Source organism: Mesorhizobium sp. M0410, from assembly GCF_040321435.1.
GTDB lineage: Bacteria > Pseudomonadota > Alphaproteobacteria > Rhizobiales > Rhizobiaceae > Mesorhizobium.
On sequence record NZ_JAMYRN010000060.1, the window covers coordinates 1 to 3,067 of the forward strand.

Annotated in this window: 3 protein-coding genes and 1 pseudogene; all 4 read left to right on the forward strand. The window is 60.2% G+C overall.

Going from position 1 to position 3,067, the window contains the following annotated elements; genetic code table 11:
* Positions 1-384 precede the first annotated feature (384 nt).
* Entirely contained in the window at positions 385-1,110 is a 726-nt protein-coding gene (locus NKI63_RS30505; RefSeq protein ID WP_352824117.1) for a LuxR family transcriptional regulator, read from the forward strand.
* 86 nt (positions 1,111-1,196) lie between these two features.
* The gene (locus NKI63_RS30510; protein ID WP_352824118.1) at positions 1,197-1,829 is read left to right on the forward strand and encodes an acyl-homoserine-lactone synthase; all 633 of its coding nucleotides are present in this window, start codon (positions 1,197-1,199) and stop codon (positions 1,827-1,829) included.
* Between the two features lie 96 nt (positions 1,830-1,925).
* Positions 1,926-2,000, forward strand: coding sequence for a transcriptional regulator domain-containing protein (locus NKI63_RS30845; RefSeq protein ID WP_502900535.1), 75 nt, complete (start codon positions 1,926-1,928; stop codon positions 1,998-2,000).
* 84 nt (positions 2,001-2,084) lie between these two features.
* A pseudogene (locus tag NKI63_RS30515) lies at positions 2,085-2,981 on the forward strand (IS110 family RNA-guided transposase); the annotation flags it as partial.
* Positions 2,982-3,067: the final 86 nt, after the last annotated feature.

The following is a 3,067-nucleotide window of genomic DNA, read 5'->3' on the forward strand; positions in this document are numbered from 1 at the left end:
CGAGACGGTAGTGGAACCCTGACGGTGACCAACCCGGCGACAGAGCAGGTATTTGGCTCGGTGGCCGCGGCGTCGGCTTCGGATCCGCGCTTTGAAGGCGGAAGGCGCAGTATAGTCTTTGCGCGCGCCAAATAGCTTGTTTTGCCGCTGCTGCCCGATCCTCCCATTAGACTGCGGGCTTGGGCGGCGAGCCCTGCCGGTGCACCTCCCCGCTGGCAGGGCGTATTTCTGAGACGTTGCAGGTCCACTGCATCGAGCCAGTAAATGGATATTGAGAAGAACAAGATGCTCCATATGAAACGCTTATGATGTCGAGCACCTTGACTTGCTTCCACCTGCAAGCAAGGTGCCGAAGACCCAAGGAAGGTGCTGGCAAGGACAGACATGCAACCTGTCTTCGAAAGATTTCTCGAACGGCTTTGGGACAGCGTCGATGAGGTCGATTTCCGCAGCGCTCTCGCCGATGTGGCTTCACAATTCGACCTGCTCGCCTTCGCCTACCTCTCGCTGCCGCGGCGCTCTAGGGACAAGCCCACGCTGATCTCGAACTATCCGGCGCCCTGGACAGCGCGCTATCTTCAGCACCAGTACCAGAGTGTCGATCCCGTCATAGTGCGCGCCCGCTGCGGCGGATACCCATTTCGATGGGGCTCCGCACTACTGGGGGTTGAGCCATCAGAAGCCGAGCAGAGGGTCTTTGACGAAGCGGCGCAGTTCGGCATTTGCTGTGGTTTGACGATCCCGATTATCGATCACCGCGGCAATTTTGCGGCGATGACCTTTGCCGCTGACGAGCGCGATCCTGCATTTTTCCGCGTCGCGGAACGCTATGAAGACGATCTCCCATACGTTGCGGCCTGTTTTCACATGTTCGCTCGACGAAAACTGTCTGCTGACCGGATCGTCGACGGTGTGCCTTTGACGGCGCGCGAATACGAGTGCGCGCAATGGGCAGTACGTGGCAAGACGGCCTGGGAGATGGGCTGCATCCTTGGGATCACACAGCGCACGGCCGAGTTTCATCTCGATAACGCCCGCAGGAAGCTCGGTGTAAGGACCAGAAGCCAGTTGGTTGCGCTTCTCACCATTTCGAAATCCTCGTATCGCTGATATTCTACCTGTGCAACTGCACAGGCAGCGCAAGCGCAAAGCTTCGCCTCCAATACCGGGGAATTTTCCCCGCGAGGAGGCTCTTGATGATCCATCTGATTGCACCAGACTGCTACGAGGACTTTGCCGACGACCTGCATGCAATGCATCGCCTGCGCTACCGCGTCTTCAAGGAGAGACTCGACTGGGAGGTGAGAGGAGGTGGCGGCTACGAGATCGATTCTTTTGATGCGTTGAGACCTCACTACCTGTTGCGGCGCGGTTTGGACGGTTCTGTCGATGGTTGTGTGCGCCTTCTGCCCTCCACAGGGCCGACAATGCTTCGCGACACCTTTCCCGTACTGTTGGACGGAAAGACGCCACCTGAGCTTCCGAGCATATGGGAAAGTAGCCGCTTTGCGCTCGACATTCCCTCGTCCGCACCAAAGGGAGCGGGCGGCATTGCGACCGCCACCTATGAACTTTTCGCCGGCATGATCGAGTTAGGCCTCTCGCGCCAGCTCAGCCATATCATAACCGTGACCAACTTGCGCATGGAGCGCATCCTTCGTCGCGCCGGCTGGCCGCTTGAGCGAATCGGAGAGCCGCAAACCATTGGCGTCACCCGCGCCCTGGCAGGCTATCTCGAAGTCTCGCCGCCGATGCTCCATGTGGTGCGGCAAAACGGCGGCATTGGCGGTCCGGTGCTGTGGGCGCCGGTTCTTGGCCAGGTGGCATGAGATCACGCGGTGAAGGCGGGCAGGGGAGCACGGTCATGCCCATATTCGTCACGCCAGTTGTGCCGATCAGGACTGGCAGGGTCACTCCTCCTATGAGTGCACCGCTCATTTGACGTTGCGTGGCTGGCCTGGGAATTCTTGCGTCGCAACCCGGCATTCCAGAGTGGATAGTGATGGGGTGGACGCCCCCTCGACGGCATCGATGTGCCAGAATGGTGGTGTTTGACAGCCACCGTAAGAGAGGGAGCGTCCACAATGGAAGTTAACACGATCGGATTGGACATAGCGAAGAATGTGTTTCAGGCGCATGGAGCCGATGCGGCGGGCGCCATTGTTTTCCGCAAGCAACTGCGACGCGACAAGGTGCTTGCGTTTCTCGCTGGGCAGCCGGCCTGCTTGGTCGCCATGGAGGCCTGTTCTGGGGCGCATCACTGGGCGCGCGAGATCGGCAAGCTCGGGCACACCGTTCGTCTGATCCCGCCATCCTATGTGAAGCCTTTCGTGAAGCGGCAGAAGAACGACGCCGCCGATGCCGAGGCGATCTGCGAGGCCGCGCAGCGGCCGACCATGCGCTTTGTCGCCGTGAAGAGTGAGGAGGAGCAGGCGAGTGCGGCCGTATTCCGGGCTCGTGATCTGCTGGTGCGGCAGCGCACCCAGACGATCAACGCCTTGCGCGGCCATCTTGCAGAATATGGACTGGTCGTTGCCCAGGGCCCTTCACATACTGCCAAGCTGATGGAAAAGGTAGAGGATCCTGAGGGCGATCTGCCAGAAGCAGCCCGCCTGGCCCTCACCGTGCTGGTCGATACGCTGAGATCGCTGGAGGAAAGGATCAAGCAGCTCGATGCCGAGATTGCACGGCGTGCCCGAGAGGATGAAGACGTGCGGCGGTTGGCAACAATCCCCGGCGTTGGTCCGATAACGGCAACGGCTCTGGTTGCACTGGCGCCTTGCGCCGCAATCTTCCGAAAGGGGCGCGACTTCGCCGCTTGGCTGGGCCTGACGCCGCTGCAACGCTCAACCGGCGGTAAACAGAAGCTCGGTGCAACATCGAAGATGGGCGAGCGTACATTGCGGCGCCTGCTTATCATCGGAGCGAGCGCTGTCGTGCGTCATGCTCGTCGGCGAGGCATTCGGGAAGGATCGTGGCTTGTGTCAAGCGAAGTGAGGATTTGACCCCTGGGGCGAAACGAAGGACTGACCCCCTCATTGCTTTGCAGTTTCGTTGGTGTCGGGCG